Here is a 16,695-nt window from a genome sequence, read left to right on the forward strand (position 1 = left end):
TGACCACGGGACGCCCGACAGGCGGCTGACGGCAAGCCGACAGCACGGGTTCGTTGACCCTCGACCCGGTGGAGGGCCCAGGATCGGCGCTGTGTTCGTCCACAGCTCGTACCCCTTGTCCACAGCCCCTGTGTCACAGGCAGTGGACAACCACCGTCCGCACCCGGCCGGTTACCCACAGACTGTGGACAACTCCTGGGGACGAGGCTGTGGACGCCTGGGGATGACGATCACGTTGTCCCCAGATGACAGGTCGCCTGTGGGCGAGCTGTTGAAGGTTCTGGGGATTAAGGCGGTCGACGCTGTCGGCGCTGTCCACAGCGCTGGGGAGAAAACCGGTGGATTAGCGGTGGACAACCGGTGGACAGCCGTGGAAAACCCGGCGGCTGGCGGGGGCTGTGGACCGGGACACGAGTTTTACCCCCGGTTCTCCACAGCCAAACCACCGGTGGATAACGTGTCTGACCTGCGCAGACGTTGGTTCTCCACAGTTTGCACAGGTGCGATGAAGACGATGAGTTATCTCTTCTAAACAACAAAAACCAATCATCACCGTTGGACTTCCTGTGGATCGGGCCGGAGCGCTGCCGTCGGCAGTCACCCCGGGCACCTGGATCCACGGGGTCGGGCGCACAGCCGATGCCCGCGCGCCCTAAGGTGCGATGGGTACCCGCACGGTCGGGCGGGACGGGTGGCAGCGGTCGGCATGAGAGAGTTGTCGCTGACGTCGACGCGGAGGCATTGATGAAGTTCCGAGTGGAGCGCGACGCGCTCGCCGAGGCGGTCGCGTGGACCGCCAAGAGCCTGCCCAACCGGCCCTCCGTACCGGTGCTGGCCGGGGTGATGCTCCGCGTCACCGACGGCAACCTGCAGGTCTCCGGCTTCGACTACGAGGTCTCCAGCCAGGTGACGGTCGAGGTGCAGGGTGACGCGGACGGCGCCGCCCTGGTCTCCGGCCGCCTGCTCGCCGAGATCACCAAGGCCCTGCCGGCCAAGCCGGTGGACATCGCCGCCGTCGGCGCCCACCTGGAGCTGGTCTGCGGCAGCGCCCGCTTCACGCTGCCCACCATGCCGGTGGAGGACTACCCGACGCTGCCGGAGATGCCGGAGAGCGCGGGCACCGTCGACGCCGCTGCCTTCGCCACGGCCGTGGCCCAGGTTGCGGTGGCCGCCGGCCGCGACGAGACGCTGCCGATGATGACCGGTGTACGCCTCGAGCTGAGCGGCGGCACGATGGCCATGCTGGCGACCGACCGATACCGCCTCGCGCTGCGCGAGATGGAGTGGAACCCGGACGACCCGGAGATCAGCCTCAACGCGCTGGTGCCGGCCCGTACGCTGCACGACACCGCCAAGGCGCTCGGCCCGCTCGGCGGCCACGTCACCATGGCGCTCTCCTCCGGCGGCGCCGGCGAAGGCATGATCGGCTTCTCCGGTGGCACCCGCCGGACCACCAGCCGCCTGCTCGACGGCGCCAACTACCCGCCGGTGCGTTCGCTGTTCCCGGCCGACCACAACGCCGAGGCCCGCGTCGCCGTCGCCACGCTCATCGAGGTGGTCAAGCGGGTTGCTCTCGTCGCCGAGCGCACCACCCCCGTGCTGCTCAGCTTCAGCGCCGACGGCCTCGTGGTGGAGGCGGGCGGCACCGAGGAGGCCCGGGCCAGCGAGGCGATGGAGGCCACCTTCACCGGTGAGCCGCTCACCATCGGCTTCAACCCGCAGTACCTCATCGACGGCCTGTCCAACCTCGGCGCCCAGCACGCCCTGCTCCGGTTCGTCGACGCGTTCAAGCCCGCGGTCATTTCCCCGGCCGGCGAGGATGGCGAGGTCATACCGGGGTACCGGTACCTCATCATGCCGATCCGCGTGTCCCGCTGATCGCAGGCAGCACGACCCTGACGTACGGAGGTAGGAGCAGATGCAGCTCGGCCTGGTAGGACTCGGCCGGATGGGCGGCAACATGCGGGAGCGGCTGCGCGCCGCCGGGCACGAGGTGGTCGGCTTCGACCACAACCCGGAGATCAGCGACGCCGCGAGCCTCACTGAGCTGGCCGAGAAGCTCCAGTCGCCCCGCGCGGTCTGGGTCATGGTTCCCGCCGGCGTCACCGACGCCACCATCGACGAGCTCGCCGAGGTGCTCGGCGAGGGCGACATCATCATCGACGGCGGCAACTCCCGGTTCAGCGACGACGCCCCGCGTGCCGAGCGGCTGAACGAGCAGGGCATCGGCTACATCGACGTCGGCGTCTCCGGCGGCGTCTGGGGCCGGCAGAACGGGTACGGGCTGATGGTCGGCGGCGCGCAGCAGCACGTCGAGCGCCTGATGCCGATCTTCGAGGCGCTCAAGCCGGAGGGCGAGTTCGGCTTCGTGCACGCCGGCCCGGTCGGCGCCGGCCACTACGCCAAGATGGTGCACAACGGCATCGAGTACGGCCTGATGCACGCCTACGCCGAGGGCTACGAGCTGCTGACCGCCTCCGAGCTGGTCACGAACGTTCCCGGCGTGTTCAAGTCGTGGCGCGAGGGCACCGTGGTCCGGTCCTGGCTGCTCGACCTGCTGGACCGGGCGCTCGACGAGGACCCGGAGCTGGCCGAGCTGAGCGGCTACACGGAGGACACCGGCGAGGGCCGCTGGACCGTGGACGAGGCGGTACGGCTCGCCGTGCCGCTCAACGTCATCACCGCGTCGCTGTTCGCCCGGTTCGCGTCCCGGCAGGACGACTCGCCCGCCATGAAGGCCGTCGCCGCGCTGCGCCAGCAGTTCGGCGGCCACGCCGTCCACAAGCGCTGACCGGTATCCACAGCCTGTGTACGTCCGCCGGCTCGAACTGGTCGACTTCCGCTCGTACGAGCGCGTCGGCGTGGACCTGGAGCCGGGGCCGAACGTGCTCGTCGGCGCCAACGGCGTCGGCAAGACGAACCTGGTCGAGGCGCTCGGCTACGTGGCGACCCTGGATTCGCACCGGGTCGCCACGGACGCCCCGCTGGTCCGGATGGGCGCCACCTCGGCGGTGATCCGCTGCGCGGTGGTGCACGAGGGCCGGGAACTGCTTGTCGAGCTGGAGATCGTGCCGGGCAAGGCCAACCGGGCCCGCCTTGGCCGGTCCCCGGCCCGGCGCGCCCGGGACGTCCTCGGCGCGCTGCGCCTGGTGCTGTTCGCGCCGGAGGACCTGGAACTGGTCCGCGGGGACCCCTCGGAACGTCGCCGCTACCTGGACGACCTGCTGGTCACCCGCCAGCCCCGCTTCGCCGGGGTACGCGCCGACTACGAGCGCGTGGTGAAGCAACGCAACGCGCTGCTGCGTACCTCGTACCTCGCTCGCAAGACCGGTGGCACACGCGGCGGTGACCTGTCGACGCTGGCCGTGTGGGACGCGCATCTGGCCCAGCACGGCGCGGACCTGCTCGCCGGCCGTCTGGAACTGGTCGCCGCGCTCACCCCGCACGTGGCGAAGGCGTACGACGCGGTGGCGGCCGGCCGCGGCGCGGCGGGCATCGCGTACCGGCCCTCGGTCGAGCTGCCCGAACCCGGCGCCGACCGCGCGGCGCTGGCGGAGGCGCTGGCCGCGGCGCTGACCGCGAACCGCGCCGCCGAGATCGAGCGCGGCACCACGCTCGTCGGCCCGCACCGCGACGACCTGGCGCTCACCCTCGGCCCGCTGCCCGCCAAGGGGTACGCGAGCCACGGCGAGTCGTGGTCCTACGCGCTGGCGCTGCGGCTGGCCGGGTACGACCTGCTGCGCGCCGACGGGATCGAGCCGGTGCTGGTGCTCGACGACGTCTTCGCCGAGCTGGACACCGGCCGGCGGGACCGGCTGGCCGAGCTGGTGGGCGGCGCGAGCCAGCTGCTCGTCACCTGCGCTGTGGACGACGACGTGCCGGCGACCCTGCGCGGCACCCGGTACGCGGTGGGCGACGGGACGGTGCGACGTGTCTGACGACGAGGTGCAGCTACCGCCCGCGCGGCTCGGGCCGGGACGCGACGCGCGTACCCCGGGAAAGCCCGCGGACGGCGAGCCGGGCGCGAACCTGCCGGAGGGCGCGACCGGGCCGGAACTGGCGCGGGCTGTGCTCGACGCGGCGAAGGCCCGGCGGCAGGCGGCGGCTCCCCGGCGGCGCGGCGCGGTCCGCGGCGACGGCGAGAAGCGGCTGCGCGGCTACTCCGGCCCGGGGCCGGACCCGCGCGACCCGCAGCCGCTGGGTGCGGTGCTGGACAAGCTGGTCAAGGCGCGGGGCTGGCAGCAGCCGGCGGCCGAGGCGACGGTGTTCGGCGCGTGGGAGAAGGTGGTCGGCCCGGAGGTCGCCCAGCACAGCCGCCCGGTGAAGCTGGAGGACGGCGAGCTGACGGTGGAGGCGCGCTCGACGGCGTGGGCGACGCAGTTGCGTCTGCTGGCGGGCTCGCTGTTGCAGCAGATCGCCCGCGAGGTCGGCCACAACGTGGTGCGCAAGCTGCACATTCACGGCCCGGCTGCGCCGTCGTGGTCGCGCGGCCCCCGGCGGGTACGCGGGCGCGGGCCCCGCGACACCTACGGCTGACCGTCGCCGCCCGAGCGCTGGGCCTCCCGCCGGGCGCGCTTGAGTTCGCGCTGCTCGCGGCTCCACTGCTTGCGGCGTTCCAGGTCCTGCTTCCAGGCTTCGCGGGCCAGCCGGGAGCCGCCCTGCACCGCGCCCTGGACCTGGGAGGGGCCGGCGAGGTTCTGGAACACCCAGCCCAACAGGCGGCCACCCTTGCCGGAGGCGTCGCCCACCTGCTCGTCGTCGCTCATCCCGCCGCCCTCCCTGTTTTGTGTGCAAACCATTGGTACACCAATCGTTGCTAGGATCGCAACGACGACGAGGAGGACGAGGTGACCGACCCGATCGAGGAGGACCCCCTGGCGCTGGAGCAGCAGGTCTGCTTCGCGCTGTCGGTCGCCGCCCGGAGCGTCGTCGCGGTCTACCGCCCGCTGCTGGAGCCGATGGGGCTCACCCACCCGCAGTACCTGGTCATGCTGGCGCTCTGGCAGCACGCGCCACTGTCCGGGCGGGATCTGAGCCGGCTGCTCCAGCTCGATCCGGGCACGCTGTCACCGCTGCTCAAGCGGCTGGAGGCGGCCGGCTACATCCGGCGGGAACGCGACGCCGCCGACGAGCGCAGCCTGGCCGTCTCGCTCACCGCCGAGGGGCAGGCGCTGCGGACGCAGGCCGAGCGGATCCCGCCGGCCATCGTGCAGCGCCTGGGTCTGCCGCTGGCCGACCTGCGGCACCTGCACACGGCGCTGACCGAGGTGATCGCGGCCGCCAACCGGGCCACGTCTTCTTCCGGCGCCGCGGCGCCCGGTCAGGCGTCGGCGTAGACCGCGAAGCCGCGCTCCGCGCAGCGCCGGTAGAAGGCCGCCAGCACGCTCAGCTCGGCGCAGGTGAAGTTCCACTGCGGCGGGTCGCCGCTCTCGTCGCGCAGCCGGTCCAGCCGGCTGTCCAGCCAGCGGAGCTGCTGCTCGGCGAGCCGCCCGTCACCCAGCAACGCGCGCAGCACCTCGCTCACCGACTCGAACGTGACCGCCTCGCCGTACGGCCGGTGCCGGGCGACGAACTTCTCCAGGCCCTCGGCGATCCACGAGCAGCCGTCCGGGTCGATCACCGGGTCCTCGTCCTCGGCCGAGTTCTCCGTGGCGTAGAGCACATTTTCCAGCCCGAGGATCAGGTCGACCAGTTCGGTGTACGCGGTCGCCCGTACCGTGCCGGTCTTGGCGATCAGCTCGGCGAGCGCGGCGGTCGGCGCGGAGATCCGGGGGACGTCCACGATCTCGCCGAAGTCCACGAACTCGGCCGGCGCGACCGGGTCGTAGAAGCGGCCGGTCCGCGGCCAGTGCACCGCGACGTTGTCCAGCCCCATCGGGCGTCACCTCTCACCAAGCGTTTTCGGACCATCTTCGACGATCGTCCCGGTTGCGGGTGCGAAAGATCAAGACCGCAACGGCGGCGCCGCAAAAGCTACGGCACGCCGGACCCGGCCGCGACCCCCGGTCGGGACAGCAGCCGATCACCGGTCGGATGATCGTCACGGCTCACGGTGGCCGGTGGCGCGGCGGTGCCCCGTTGGCGTGTAGGGGGAGTCGCGGGAGGCGCGGTTCGTCCGGCTACGGCATTCTCAGCCGCCTCGGAGAGGGTGCCGAGTGGCGGTTTGGTCGGCTCCGCACAGTAAGATTGGGAGCGAGACGAAAGACCCGAGACGGAGCGACGGGCAGGGGCCCTCCGGGCCCTCGATCATAGTCCCGCCTCGGGTCCGAGCCGATCGCGATCCGCGGGCAACCGTGGCGCCCGGCGTACACGATCCGTGCCTGGTGATCCCAGGGGCGGTCCGTGCGCGCCGACGTCGCGTCCTGTCCGCCGAACCCGCGCCCCCGCGCCCACGCGCGGCCGGTGCGAGAAAGTGGCCGAGCGTGGCAGCGGAGGACAACAAGAAGTACGGTGCCGAGTCCATCACCGTTCTCGAAGGCCTGGAAGCGGTCCGGAAGCGCCCCGGTATGTACATCGGGTCCACCGGCGAGCGCGGTCTGCACCACCTGGTGTGGGAGGTCGTCGACAACGCGGTGGACGAGGCGCTGGCCGGGCACTGCGACACCATCGACGTGGTGCTGCTGGCCGACGGCGGCGTCCGGGTGACCGACAACGGCCGTGGCTTCCCGGTCGACCTGCACCCGAAGCTGAAGAAGCCGGGTGTCGAGGTCGCGCTGACCGTGCTGCACGCCGGCGGCAAGTTCGACGGCAAGGCGTACGCGGTTTCCGGCGGCCTGCACGGCGTGGGCGTCTCCGTGGTCAACGCGCTGTCCACCCGGATGGCGGTCGAGATCCACAAGGACGGTTTCGTCTGGCGCCAGCGCTACGACCACTCCAAGCCGACGCCGCTGGAGAAGGGCGAGGAGACCGACCGCACCGGTTCGGCCGTCTCCTTCTGGCCCGACCCCGACGTCTTCGAGACCGTCGACTTCGACTTCCACACCATCTACCGGCGCCTCCAGGAGATGGCCTTCCTCACCCGGGGCCTCACCATCCACCTGCTCGACGAGCGGGTCCCGGAGGACGAGGACGGCAAGACCCGCGAGGTCACCTTCCACTACGAGGGCGGCATCGCCGACTTCGTCCGCCACCTCAACGCCTCCAAGAGCCCGATCCACAAGACGGTGGTCGAGTTCGGCGCCGAGGAGACCGGCATGTCGGTCGAGATCGCCATGCAGTGGAACGAGTCGTACGGCGAGTCGGTCTACACGTTCGCCAACAACATCAACACCCACGAGGGCGGCACCCACGAGGAGGGCTTCCGGGCCGCGTTGACGAGCGTCGTCAACCGCTACGGCGCCGACAAGAAGCTGCTCAAGGGCGACGAGCGCCTCTCCGGTGAGGACATCCGCGAGGGCCTGGCCGCGATCATCTCGGTCAAGCTCACCGACCCGCAGTTCGAGGGCCAGACCAAGACCAAGCTGGGCAACACCCCGGTCAAGGGCTTCGTGCAGCGGGTCTGCAACGAGTCGCTCGTCGACTGGTTCGACCGCAACCCGGCCGAGGCGAAGATCATCATCCAGAAGGCCTCCCAGGCGGCCCGGGCCCGTATCGCCGCCCAGCAGGCGCGCAAGCTCGCCCGGCGCAAGTCGCTGCTGGAGTCCGGCTCGATGCCCGGCAAGCTGGCCGACTGCCAGTCCACCGACCCGCGCGAGTCCGAGGTCTTCATCGTCGAGGGCGACTCGGCCGGCGGCTCGGCCAAGCAGGGCCGCGACCCGCGTACGCAGGCGATCCTGCCGATCCGCGGCAAGATCCTCAACGTGGAGAAGGCCCGCATCGACCGGGTGCTGAAGAACAACGAGGTGCAGGCGCTGATCACCGCGCTGGGCACCGGCATCCACGACGACTTCGACATCGAGAAGCTGCGCTACCACAAGATCGTGCTGATGGCCGACGCCGACGTCGACGGCCAGCACATCCAGACGCTGCTGCTCACGCTGCTGTTCCGGTTCATGCGGCCGCTGGTGGAGTTGGGGCACGTCTACCTGGCCGCCCCGCCGCTCTACAAGATCAAGTGGAACAAGAAGGGCGACGACGCCCAGTACGCGTACTCGGACCGGGAACGCGACGGGCTGATCGCGCTGCGCCAGCAGAAGAAGCCCAACGCCCGCCCGGACGACATCCAGCGGTTCAAGGGTCTCGGTGAGATGAACTACCCCGAGCTGTGGGAGACCACGATGAACCCGGCGACGCGCACGCTGCGCCAGGTCACGCTCGACGACGCCGCAACCGCGGACGAGCTGTTCAGCGTCCTGATGGGTGAGGACGTCGAGGCACGTCGGTCGTTCATCCAGCGCAACGCCAAGGACGTGCGGTTCCTGGACATCTGACGGACGCGCCCGGTAGTCCACAGAGTTATCCACAGTCTGAACGCTTTCCACAGCCGTTATCCACAGCGAGACCATGACTGAAGAGTCTGATAAGGGTTAACAGTGACCGATACTCCCGAGTCCACCCCGAACGAGCCGGAGACCCCGGAGACACTGGCCGCGGTCGTCCAGCACGACCGGATCGAGCCGGTCGGCCTCGAGGTCGAGATGCAGCGCTCGTACCTCGACTACGCGATGAGCGTCATCGTCGGGCGGGCCCTGCCGGACGTCCGGGACGGGCTCAAGCCGGTCCACCGCAAGATCCTCTACGCCATGTTCGACTCCGGCTACCGGCCGGACCGTGGGTACGTGAAGTGCTCCCGCGTCGTCGGCGACGTGATGGGCCAGTTCCACCCGCACGGCGACTCCGCCATCTACGACGCGCTGGTCCGGATGGCGCAGCCCTGGTCGCTGCGCTACCCGCTGGTCGACGGCAACGGCAACTTCGGCTCCCCCGGAAACGACCCGGCCGCCGCCATGCGATACTGCCTCGTCGGCGATGCCCGCATCCGTACCGCCGAGGGTTCCGTCCGGATCGGCGACGTCGTGCCGGACGCTGCGGCGAGCAGCGAGACCGACGTCGACCTCAAGGTCCGCGACCGCAACGGCGACCTGGTCCGCGCCAGCAAGTTTTTCCACTCCGGCGAGCACCCGACGCTGCGGCTGCGCACCCGTGAGGGGTACGAGCTGACCGGCACCCACAACCACCCGGTGCTCTGCCTGGTGGACGTGGCCGGCGTGCCGACCCTGCTGTGGAAGCTGCTCGCCGAGATCGCCCCGGGCGACCGGGTGGTCCTGCAGCGCACCGTGCCGGACGAGATCGGCTACCCGATGCTGGAACACGTCGAGGCGGCCGTGCTCGCGGGCGCGTTCGTGTCCGAGGGGTGGGTGTCGGAGAACCGGGCGGGCTTCAACAACGTGGACCGGGAGTTCTTCGTCCGGGTCCTCACCGCCTACGACCTCGCGGTCGGCGGCCCTCGGTACGTCGCCGAGCGGGTCATCGCCTCCGGCAGCAGGCTGCACGAGCTCGACGTGCAGGACCTCACCGCGCTTCGGGCGAGCGTGCTCGGCGAGATGGTGGGCGCGCGGAGCGCCGACAAGTTCGTGCCGGAGTTCGTCTGGCGCGGACCGGCCGCGGTCAAGCGGGCCTTCCTCCAGGCGCTGTTCGAGGGCGACGGTTCGTCGTCGCTGCTGCCCCGCCACACGATCCAGGTCTCGTACTCGACCCGCAGCGAGCGGCTGGCCCGCGAGGTGCAGCAGCTGCTGCTGGAGTTCGGCGTGGTCAGCCGGCAGTGCCGGTACGACAGCGGTGAGATCAAGGTCGTCGTCACCAACCGTAGGGACGCCCGGATCTTCGCCGCTCACGTCGGCTTCCTCGGCCGCAAGCAGGCCAAGCTGGAATCCGAGCTGGCCCAGGTGCCGGCGACTAGCACCGCGCTTTCCGGCGATCACGTGCCGTTCGTCGGGGACTTCGTCCGCGAGCACGGCGCGAGCCGCTGGACCGAACGCGACTGGCTGCGCCGGCACAACGTGGACCGGATCGAGCGCTGGGAGCGGGACCGCGACGAGATCGCGGCCCGGATCACCGAGCCCGGCATCCTCGACGTGGTCGAGCCGCTTGTCGACGGGCGCTTCTACTACGCCGAGGTGACCGAGATCACCGACGCCGGTGTGCGGCCGGTCTACAGCATCCGGGTGGACACCGAGGACCACTCGTTCGTCTCCGACGGTTTCGTCAGCCACAACACCGAGTGCAAGCTCGACCCGCTGGCGATGGAGATGCTGCGGGACATCGACGAGGACACCGTCGACCTGCAGGACAACTACGACGGCCGGGCCAAGGAGCCCACGATCCTGCCGTCGCGGATCCCGAACCTGCTGATCAACGGCTCCGAGGGCATCGCGGTCGGCATGGCCACCAAGATCCCGCCGCACAACCTGCGCGAGATCGGCGCCGCGGTGCAGTGGTGCCTGGAGCACCCGGAGGCCGACGAAGCCACCACGCTGGAAGCCCTGCTGGAGATCGTCAAGGGCCCGGACTTCCCGACCCACGGCCTGATCGTCGGCCAGGCGGGCATCCAGGACGCGTACCGGACCGGGCGCGGCTCGATCCGCATGCGCGCCGTGGTCGAGGTCGAGGAGGACAAGCGTGGCCGGCCGGCGCTCGTGGTCAGCGAGCTGCCGTACCAGGTCAACCCGGACAACCTCGCCGAGCGCATCGCCGAGCTGATCAAGGAGGGCAAGCTCGCCGGCATCGCCGACATCCGCGACGAGTCCTCCGGGCGTACCGGCATGCGGATCGTGCTCGTGCTCAAGCGCGACGCGGTCGCCAAGGTGGTGCTGAACAACCTCTACAAGCACACCCAGCTCCAGGAGACGTTCGGCGCCAACATGCTGGCGCTCGTCGACGGCGTGCCGCGCACGCTCAACCTGGCCCAGTTCATCCGGTACTACGTCGAGCACCAGATCGAGGTGATCCGGCGGCGGACCGCGTTCCGGCTGCGCAAGGCCGAGGAGCGGGCGCACATCCTACGCGGTCTGTCCAAGGCGCTGGACGCGCTGGACGAGGTGATCGCCCTGATCCGGCGTTCGCCCACGGTGGAGGACGCCCGGCAGGGCCTGATCCGGCTGCTGGACATCGACGAGGTCCAGGCGACCGCGATCCTGGACATGCAGCTGCGCCGGCTGGCCGCCCTGGAGCGGCAGCGCATCCTGGACGACCTGGCGAAGCTCGAACTGGAGATCGCCGACCTCAAGGACATCCTGGCCAAGCCGGAGCGGCAGCGGCGGATCGTCTCGGAGGAACTGGGCGAGATCGTCGCGAAGTGGGGCGACGACCGGCGTACGAAGATCGTCCCATTCGACGGCGAGGTCTCGATGGAGGACCTCATCGCCCGCGAGGACGTGGTCGTGACGATCACCCGCACCGGGTACGCGAAGCGGACGAAGGTCGACCTCTACCGGTCGCAGCGGCGTGGCGGCAAGGGCGTCAGCGGTGCGACGCTCCGCCAGGACGACATCGTCAGCCACTTCTTCGTATGCTCTACCCACGACTGGATCCTGTTCTTCACGAACAAGGGTCGGGTCTACCGGGCGAAGGCGTACGAGCTTCCTGAGGCCAGTAGGGTGGCCAAGGGCCAGCACGTGGCCAACCTGCTCGCGTTCCAGCCCGACGAGCAGATCGCGCAGATCATTGAAATCCCGAACTACCAGGTGGCGCCCTACCTGGTACTGGCCACGAAGAACGGCCTGGTGAAGAAGACGCGGCTCGAGGAGTTCGACTCCAACCGTTCCGGCGGCATCATCGCGATCAACCTGCGCGATGAGGACGAACTGGTCGGTGCGGTCCTGGCCGCTCCGGAGGACGACCTGCTGCTCGTGTCGAAGAACGCCCAGGCGATCCGCTTCAACGCCACCGACGAGGCGCTGCGTCCGATGGGCCGGGCCACGTCCGGTGTGATCGGCATGCGCTTCAGCGGCGAGGACGAGTTGCTCGCGGTCGAGGTGGTGCGAGAGGGTCTGGACGTTCTGGTCGCGACGAACGGGGGTTACGCGAAACGTACCCCGATCGAGGAATACCCGGTGCAGGGCCGGGGAGGTAAGGGCGTGCTGACCGCGAAGATCACCGAGCGACGCGGTGGCCTGGTCGGCGCGGTAGTGATCGATCCGGAGGACGAGCTGTTCGCCATCACCAGCAACGGCGGCGTCATCCGGACTCCGGTGAAGCCTGTACGCCGTACGCGTGACCGGAACACAATGGGGGTCAAGCTGATGGACCTCCCGGACGGCGTGACTATCGTGGCGATTGCTCGCAATGCCGACGAGCCTGACGAACAGGACTAGTTGATGACGGAGACACAGGCGAAGTCGGGGAACAAGGGGACCTCGGCCACCCCGGCCGAGGAGGAGGCTGCGCAGGGCGGTACACCAGCTACCGGCCGTGCGGCCGTGGGCCGGGCCACGGTTCCCGCCGATGCGCCTGCCCCGAAGTTCACCCGCGCCCCCGGCATGGCGCCGCCTCCGGACAAGCCGGGCGAGGACTCGGGTTCCCGGGACTCGTCGGCCGAGACCAAGGTCGACGCGCCGACGTCGGCCAACGGTCTGGCCGCTCCGGCGGCCAAGCCCGCGAACGCCACGAGCACACAGCCGATCAAGCCACCGGCCGCGGCCGGCCGGGCCTCCACCGGTACGACCGGCACCCAGCCGCGTATCGGCGCCGGCCTGGGCACCGCGCCGAAGACGTCGCCCGACGGCGCCCGTCCGACCACCACCGGCGCCACCGGCCAGTCCCGGCCCGCGAACGGCGGGGGCCTGCCGCCGGGCGTCAGCGGCGCGGCCGCAGTCGGCGCCGCGCGCGTGGGCGAGGCGGTACGCGCCGCGCGTACCTCGGTCAGTTCGGCCGCGTCGCGCGGGCCGCGACGGGCCCGGCTGAACCTGAAGCGGATCGACCCCTGGTCCGTGATGAAGTTCGCGTTCGCGGTGTCCGTGGTGCTCTTCATCGTGGTCGTCGTGGCGACCTCGGTGCTCTACCTCGCGCTGGACGCGATGGGCGTGTTCAAGAGCGTCAACGACAGCCTGACCGACCTGGTGAACGCCGGCGGCGGCCAGGGCGGCGGCGGCTTCCGGATCACCGCCAAGGGCGTGATCCTGACGTCGGCGCTGATCGGCCTGGTCAACGTCGTGCTGTTCACCGCGCTGGCCACGCTCAGCGCGTTCGTCTACAACGTCTGCGCCGACCTGGTCGGCGGGATCGAGCTGACGCTCGCCGAGCGGGACTGATTCGGTCGACGCCGGGGCGCCGCGCAAAGCGGTCGCCCCGGCGTCGTGCGTCCGGGTAGGTTCGGGGTGGCGCGGGTGCTTCCGCCACGGACCCCCCGATTTGGGCGCGGCGGAGGCGATGGGTTAACCTTGCTCGTCGCCACGCGGGGCTATAGCTCAGTCGGTTAGAGCGCAGAGCTGATAACTCTGAGGTCGCTGGTTCGATTCCAGCTAGCCCCACCGCACATCGTCCGACGGCAGTCGAGCACGAGGGGTCAAGCACATGTTCAAGAAGCTCCTGATCCTGGCCGGCATCGTCGGTGTGGCCGCCGTCGTGGCCAAGAAGGTCAAGGCGTCGAACGACGAGCGCGCCCTGTGGCACGAGGCGACCACCGCGCCCGACCTGCGCTGAGCGCCGACACGGGGCCCTAGCTCAACTGGCAGAGCACTGCCTTTGCAAGGCAGGGGTTAGGGGTTCGAGTCCCCTGGGCTCCACCACATCATCTGGCCAGGTCAGGGCCCGTGACACGTCCGGCTAGACGCTCTTGCACCGTTGACGGTGGGACTACCGTCGGAGGCGTGATCGTGCGTACGCGCTGGACGATCCCCCACCCGCCTGAGGTGCTGTGGCCGGCACTCTGCGACTCACGCCTCGAACTGCAGCCCCGGTGCCCGGTGTTCTACCTGGGTACGCCTCGACCGACGATGTGCCGGTTGCCCGATGGCCCAGGCGAGGTAGACGCGGCCCGGCAGTGTGTCTCGGAGCAAGGGGTGGTGCGGCAGCGCATCACCGTATGGGAGCCACCAGCCCGGCTGGCGTTCCACATGGAGTCGACGGATCTCGGTTTCCACCGCTACGTTGACTATCTCGGGGATCTATTCGAGATGGCCCCTGCTGGCCGTGGCACGCACGTCACCCGGACCACGACGGTGACAGTCCGCGGGTTCGGCCGCGCCGTGCTCTATCCGGCGTTATGGGTCGGGTTGAAGTCGGTGCACCGCTTCGTGTTCCGCAACTGGCAGACGATGGTGTTATCGCCCCCGCGGCCGGGTGACGCTCCCTCGCCTACTAGGTGACGGCCGTCTGCCGCATATGGAGTCTCCTGACCTCCCACCACATGCTTGACGAATCCGTCCCAGCACATGCTTTACGTTTGGCCTAGATTCCGTGGTCGGCCTTGCGGGCCCGCCTGTGCTTCCAGGCGTAGATGAATGCTGCCAGGCCGATTACGGCGAGTGCGCCGGCGATGGCTGCGTGGACGGCGAGTCTGTGTTCGGCTGCGGTGATGTCGGCGGCTTGCTTCTCCAGCATCTCGGGAGTGGGGTCCTGGTAGGGCATCGAGATCCCGGACAGATCCAGGAACGGCAGGCACGGCAGCAGGCACGAGGCGATGAGCAGGAGAACCCCGGCGGTCAGCGCTAGGCGGGCACGCGACATCGCGACAGGCTTTCACAGGGGTCGTCTTCTGCGTTGACCGCCTCACGCCGTGGTCACCTTGCGGGGCCGGCTGGTTGAAGAAATATGACGCAAGGTGTCAGGTTTCGGGTGAAGCATGGGTTCATTGGTAGGCGCCGGCGAGAGGCGCGGACCACGGCGCAGATAGATGCGGAAAGACAAGGACCTCTTGATCGGCGGGAACTCACTCGCTCCCGCCTCACCCCATAGGCTCCGCCACTCGGAGTCGTCGCCGAGGACCTGGTCAAGTGCTTCGATCGCCAGTTGTGGCAGGTCGTCGTCCAAGCCAAGGGCTTTGCAAGGAAGAAGTTCGGGGTTCGAGGACCTCAGGCCGGGAACGGACGGTTGACGCGTGCGTCGGTGAGGACGGCGGTCCACCAGGCCAGTTCGGCCAGCGCGCTGGCCAGCGCCTTGTTCGTGCCGTCGGCGGGTGTGAAGTGGTTGCTGTCGTCCAGGGCTTCCCACGGGGCAGCCAGTCCGAGGCAGCGTCGCGTGGTGACCATGTTCAGTTCGGCCAGGACACCGCGCAGGTGTTCGATCGCCGCGTACCCGCCCTGGATTCCGTAGGCGACGACGGTGGCCGGCTTCAGCATCCAGGCGGCGTAGTGCCAGTCGATGAGCCGCTTCAGCGATGCGGGGTAGGAGTGGTTGTACTCCGGGGTGACAAACACGAACGCGTCGGCGGCTTCGATCCGGTCGGCGACCTCGGTCCTCGGGCCGCCGCCGGGAGAAAGCCGGGTGTCGTCGGGCAGGGTGATCCTGGCGAGGTCGATCAGGTCGACGTTGACGCCACTGCTCTGCTGGAGCGCGGCGACGACCCACTCGGCGATGGTCGGGCTCATCCGCCCGTTGCGAAGGCTGGAGGCGATCACCGCGACTCGCGTCGTGGTCTGCGCGGCGGTGGTGGAGTGGTGATTGGCATGTGCTGTCGGAGCGGTCATGTCCACCACGCTGCGGGTTGAACATATGTTGAAGTCAAGCCGGATCGACGCGCATCGTCGGGGGGAAGCAACCCCTCGCGGCGTACGGTGAGGGCATGACGCTCACGAACCCGGTCGTGGCATACGCGACCGTCAGCGAGGTCGCCGCCGACAGTGGAGTGGCGCCCTCGGCGGTGCGGTTCTACGAGAAGCACGGCGTGATCAACGCGGTGCGTACCGCAGGCAACCAGCGCCGGTTCGACGAGTCCGCGGCCTGCCGCATCCATGTCGCCAAGCTCGCTCAGCGGGTCGGGTTGACGGTGCGCGAGATCGCCGAGTTGTTCTCCGCGCTTCCCGCCGACCCGGGACCCGAGGATTGGGGTCGGGTCGCCGAGCACATCGTCACCGAGGCCGAGCAGCGCGTGGCCGACCTGAAGGCCCGGCTCGAACTGCTCGGTTCGGGCGCCAGGCTCTGCGATCTGGGAGCGGCACTGGACTCCTGACGCCGCCGGCTCGGCGCCCGGCTGGAGGCGCTGGACCCTGACCGCAGACGCCGCCGGAAGGCGCTACCGCTTCGTCGCGTACCTGCTCAGGGTCACGCCGCCGGGAAACGTCCGCGTCTCCACCAGGTCGAGCTTCGACCAGCCGTCCAGCGCGCCGAAGAACGGCGTGCCGGCGCCCACGAGGACCGGGTGGGTGACGATCTCGTACTCGTCGATCAGCCCGGCCCGCATGGCCGCCCCCGCGAGGGCTGCGCCACCGACCCTCATCGGGCCGCCGTCCCCGGCCTTGAGCCGGGTTATCTCGGCGATCGCGTCCCCGGTGAACAGGCGGGCGCTCCAGTCGACCTTGTCGATGGTGGAGGAGAACACCACCTTCGGCGTGTCCCGCCAGTTCCGGGCGAACTCGATCTGCGCCGGGGTGGCGCCCGGCTGCTGGTCGCCGGTCGGCCAGTAGCCGCTCATGTTCTCCCACAGGCGGCGCCCGTACAAAAACAGGCTGACCGCCCGCTCCTGATCGAGCCACCACTGGAACAGTTCGTCGCTCGATTCGCCCCACCCGATGTCGTCGCCGGGCGCGGACACGTAGCCGTCCACTGTCAGGTTCATGCCGTAGATCAATTTCCGCACAGCGCATGCCTCCGTCGGTCGGT

At 69.8% G+C, this 16,695-nt stretch carries 17 protein-coding genes and 2 tRNA genes; 13 read left to right on the forward strand and 6 right to left on the reverse strand.

Annotated features, from left to right (window positions below; translation table 11 throughout):
• Positions 1-744 precede the first annotated feature (744 nt).
• Genes dnaN through J3R08_RS31055 form a run of 4 tightly spaced genes read left to right on the forward strand, consistent with a single transcriptional unit; the run spans position 745 to position 4,536 of the window.
• Positions 745-1,878, forward strand: a complete 1,134-nt coding sequence (gene dnaN, locus J3R08_RS31040; protein ID WP_043327678.1) for a DNA polymerase III subunit beta — start codon at positions 745-747, stop codon at positions 1,876-1,878.
• Positions 1,879-1,918: 40 nt separating this feature from the next.
• Entirely contained in the window at positions 1,919-2,791 is an 873-nt protein-coding gene (gnd, locus tag J3R08_RS31045) for a phosphogluconate dehydrogenase (NAD(+)-dependent, decarboxylating) (protein ID WP_064448048.1), read from the forward strand.
• A gap of 16 nt (positions 2,792-2,807) precedes the next feature.
• Positions 2,808-3,938: a DNA replication/repair protein RecF gene (gene recF / locus J3R08_RS31050; protein WP_043327677.1), complete on the forward strand. Its 1,131-nt coding sequence runs from the start codon at positions 2,808-2,810 to the stop codon at positions 3,936-3,938.
• Entirely contained in the window at positions 3,931-4,536 is a 606-nt protein-coding gene (locus tag J3R08_RS31055; RefSeq protein ID WP_043327676.1) for a DUF721 domain-containing protein, read from the forward strand. Before recF ends, J3R08_RS31055 begins: the two co-directional genes overlap by 8 nt.
• Here the strand turns inward: J3R08_RS31055 and J3R08_RS31060 are convergent.
• Positions 4,527-4,766: a hypothetical protein gene (locus J3R08_RS31060; protein WP_043327675.1), complete on the reverse strand. Its 240-nt coding sequence runs from the start codon at positions 4,764-4,766 to the stop codon at positions 4,527-4,529. The two genes, J3R08_RS31055 and J3R08_RS31060, sit on opposite strands and share 10 nt — an antisense overlap.
• Before the next feature lie 81 nt (positions 4,767-4,847).
• Between J3R08_RS31060 and J3R08_RS31065 the strand changes: the two genes are divergently transcribed.
• Positions 4,848-5,336 (forward strand): MarR family winged helix-turn-helix transcriptional regulator, encoded by a 489-nt coding sequence (locus J3R08_RS31065; protein ID WP_064448046.1) that lies wholly within the window; start codon positions 4,848-4,850, stop codon positions 5,334-5,336.
• Here J3R08_RS31065 and J3R08_RS31070 read toward each other — a convergent pair.
• On the reverse strand, positions 5,321-5,875 hold the full coding sequence (locus J3R08_RS31070) for a hypothetical protein (RefSeq protein WP_043327673.1): 555 nt from the start codon (positions 5,873-5,875) through the stop codon (positions 5,321-5,323). The two genes, J3R08_RS31065 and J3R08_RS31070, sit on opposite strands and share 16 nt — an antisense overlap.
• Positions 5,876-6,422: 547 nt before the next feature.
• Between J3R08_RS31070 and gyrB the strand changes: the two genes are divergently transcribed.
• From gyrB to J3R08_RS31105, 7 genes are all read left to right on the forward strand, one after another.
• Positions 6,423-8,369, forward strand: a complete 1,947-nt coding sequence (gyrB, locus tag J3R08_RS31075) for a DNA topoisomerase (ATP-hydrolyzing) subunit B (protein ID WP_043327672.1) — start codon at positions 6,423-6,425, stop codon at positions 8,367-8,369.
• Between the two features lie 102 nt (positions 8,370-8,471).
• Positions 8,472-12,251: an intein-containing DNA gyrase subunit A gene (gene gyrA / locus J3R08_RS31080; protein WP_209963817.1), complete on the forward strand. Its 3,780-nt coding sequence runs from the start codon at positions 8,472-8,474 to the stop codon at positions 12,249-12,251.
• 3 nt (positions 12,252-12,254) lie between these two features.
• Entirely contained in the window at positions 12,255-13,187 is a 933-nt protein-coding gene (locus J3R08_RS31085) for a DUF3566 domain-containing protein (protein WP_043327671.1), read from the forward strand.
• A gap of 145 nt (positions 13,188-13,332) precedes the next feature.
• Positions 13,333-13,406: transfer RNA gene (locus tag J3R08_RS31090), tRNA-Ile, on the forward strand.
• Between the two features lie 43 nt (positions 13,407-13,449).
• Entirely contained in the window at positions 13,450-13,578 is a 129-nt protein-coding gene (locus J3R08_RS31095; RefSeq protein ID WP_013283222.1) for a DLW-39 family protein, read from the forward strand.
• Positions 13,579-13,588: 10 nt separating this feature from the next.
• Positions 13,589-13,664, forward strand: a tRNA-Ala gene (locus tag J3R08_RS31100).
• An 81-nt stretch (positions 13,665-13,745) separates the two neighbouring features.
• The gene (locus J3R08_RS31105; RefSeq protein WP_166456803.1) at positions 13,746-14,243 is read left to right on the forward strand and encodes an SRPBCC family protein; all 498 of its coding nucleotides are present in this window, start codon (positions 13,746-13,748) and stop codon (positions 14,241-14,243) included.
• Between the two features lie 82 nt (positions 14,244-14,325).
• Here J3R08_RS31105 and J3R08_RS31110 read toward each other — a convergent pair whose 3' ends face one another.
• Genes J3R08_RS31110 through J3R08_RS31120 form a run of 3 tightly spaced genes read right to left on the reverse strand, consistent with a single transcriptional unit; the run spans position 14,326 to position 15,563 of the window.
• A complete protein-coding gene (locus J3R08_RS31110) occupies positions 14,326-14,604 on the reverse strand; it encodes a hypothetical protein (protein WP_064448033.1) in 279 nt (92 codons plus the stop codon).
• 42 nt (positions 14,605-14,646) lie between these two features.
• Positions 14,647-14,907, reverse strand: coding sequence for a DUF4259 domain-containing protein (locus J3R08_RS31115; RefSeq protein WP_209963820.1), 261 nt, complete (start codon positions 14,905-14,907; stop codon positions 14,647-14,649).
• A 41-nt stretch (positions 14,908-14,948) separates the two neighbouring features.
• Entirely contained in the window at positions 14,949-15,563 is a 615-nt protein-coding gene (locus tag J3R08_RS31120; protein WP_209963823.1) for an NADPH-dependent FMN reductase, read from the reverse strand.
• A 95-nt stretch (positions 15,564-15,658) separates the two neighbouring features.
• Here J3R08_RS31120 and J3R08_RS31125 point away from each other — a divergent pair, with 95 nt between their 5' ends.
• Positions 15,659-16,045: a MerR family transcriptional regulator gene (locus J3R08_RS31125; RefSeq protein WP_064448031.1), complete on the forward strand. Its 387-nt coding sequence runs from the start codon at positions 15,659-15,661 to the stop codon at positions 16,043-16,045.
• A gap of 63 nt (positions 16,046-16,108) precedes the next feature.
• On the opposite strand, the gene J3R08_RS31130 is transcribed toward J3R08_RS31125, so the two are convergent.
• Positions 16,109-16,672 (reverse strand): dihydrofolate reductase family protein, encoded by a 564-nt coding sequence (locus J3R08_RS31130; protein WP_209963826.1) that lies wholly within the window; start codon positions 16,670-16,672, stop codon positions 16,109-16,111.
• Positions 16,673-16,695 lie beyond the last annotated feature (23 nt).

This window comes from Micromonospora sp. HB375 (genome assembly GCF_017872985.1).
Classification (GTDB): domain Bacteria; phylum Actinomycetota; class Actinomycetes; order Mycobacteriales; family Micromonosporaceae; genus Micromonospora; species Micromonospora chalcea.